Source organism: Candidatus Cryptobacteroides sp., from assembly GCF_056207615.1.
The window spans coordinates 1-1,817 of the sequence record NZ_JBAEER010000114.1 but is presented as its reverse complement, the minus strand read 5'-3'; the positions used below and the strand labels follow the sequence as shown (position 1 = coordinate 1,817).

General features: G+C 54.3%; 2 protein-coding genes and 1 pseudogene. All 3 read right to left on the bottom strand.

Annotated elements, in window-relative coordinates:
• A partial coding sequence (lpxA, locus tag AC06ND_RS06850) for an acyl-ACP--UDP-N-acetylglucosamine O-acyltransferase (protein ID WP_475678248.1) occupies nt 1–674 on the bottom strand: 674 nt, incomplete at its 3' end.
• A gap of 3 nt (nt 675–677) precedes the next feature.
• Entirely contained in the window at nt 678–1,592 is a 915-nt protein-coding gene (lpxC, locus tag AC06ND_RS06845) for a UDP-3-O-acyl-N-acetylglucosamine deacetylase (RefSeq protein WP_475678247.1), read from the bottom strand.
• A 33-nt stretch (nt 1,593–1,625) separates the two neighbouring features.
• Nucleotides 1,626–1,817: pseudogene (locus AC06ND_RS06840) on the bottom strand (hypothetical protein); the annotation flags it as partial.

Here is a 1,817-nt window from a genome sequence, read left to right as displayed (position 1 = left end):
TTCATTCCGCTGAAGTAGATGAGGTCATAGATGTCCTTGATGGTACGGATCTGGTCTCCGGTGAAGCCCCTTCTGCGAAGTCCCACGATGTTCACGCCAGCGAACACGAGAGGATCACGGCCGCAGAGTGCATAAGGAGGTACGTCCTTGTTGATCTTGCTTCCGCCGCCGACCATCGCATGGGTACCGATCTTCGAGAACTGGTGAGCGACTGTACCACCACCGAGGATGGCCCAATCTGCAACTTCCGTCTCGCCCGCGATTCCGACGTAGCTTACGAGGATACAATGGTTTCCTACGCAGCAGTCGTGTGCGACGTGTGAGTATGACATGAGAAGAGTATCGCTGCCGACCTTGGTCACGCCCTTGCCGCTGGCCTTGGTACCGCGGTTGATGGTCGCACACTCCCTGATGTTCACACGGTCACCGATCTCCACATAGGTGATCTCACCGTCGAACTTGAGGTCCTGAGGGATGGCACCGATGACTGCACCTGGGAACACCGTACAGTCCTTACCCATCTTCACGTAATTGAAGATAGTCGCGTGCGGGAGGATCTTACATCCATCACCGATCTCCACGAATTCCTCGATGTATGCGTATGGTCCGATCTCGACGTTGTCGCCGATCTTTGCATTTGGATGGACCGTTGCGAGCGGATGAATCTTGGTCATGTCTTATTTGTTTGCGAGCTGCTGGCGAATGAGCTTCGCAGCTTCTGTATTTGTCCTATGTCCTGACTTCACCGCAGACACCTTCGCCTTGAGGAAGCCACCCACGAGTCTCATGTCACCCATGAGGTCGAGAAGCTTGTGACGCGCGCACTCGTTGGAATAATGGAGATGCACGTTGCTGAGATATCCGTCCTCTACCACTCCGAGAGATGGCATTCCGAACAGCTTGCACATGTTGTCAAGCTGCTCCTCAGTCACCGGATACTCGACGATCACGATCGCGTTGTCCACGTCGCCGCCCTTGATGAGGTTGTTCTTCGCAAGGAACTCGAGTTCATGGAAGAAGCAGAAGGTGCGGCAACGGCCTACCCTCCTGTAGTAGTCCTCAGTCTCGTCCCAATGTGCTGTCTGCACTCCCACGACATGGGAGTTGAAGTCGATCTTTACGTCGTATGACGGTTTGTCCGCAGGTGTGATGGTGATGGTGATGTCCTTCTCCTCGTCCCTGTAGACGATTTCCTTGTCGATCTCTACATATACCCTTTCGGCGTCCTGCTCTTCCACGCCCACTGCCTGGATGGCCTTCACGTATGACCTGGCGCTGCCGTCAAGGATAGGAACCTCGATGTTGTCTATATCGATGCGGGCATTGTCTATGCCCATTCCTGTAAGTGCCGAAAGGAGATGCTCCACAGTCACCACTGAAACCTCTCCCTTCGAGAGTGTGGTACTGCGAGCCGTGTTGGTCACGTTCTCTGCAAGAGCCTCGACCAACGCATCCTCTCCGAGGTCTATCCTCCTGAACTTTACGCCATAACCGGCGGGCGCAGGATTGATGGACATCTTCGCAACCTTACCGGTGTGAAGTCCCTTACCTTCGAAGAAGCACGAATCCTTTACTGTCTGCTGTTTCTGCATGTCTATATATTGCGGGGGCGGCAAAGATAGTGATTATTTTTTAATTAATCCGTCCTTGCCGTTCCTACGGAACATAACATAGCTGCGCATGAACTCCTTGTGGTCGATCGCAGGTGTTCCGAACAGGACTGCACCCTCCTTCTTGACCGAACTGATCACGCCGGTCTGCGCTCCCAGGGTGGTGTGGTCGGCGAGCGTCAGATGACCGGCGACACCGGCCTGTCC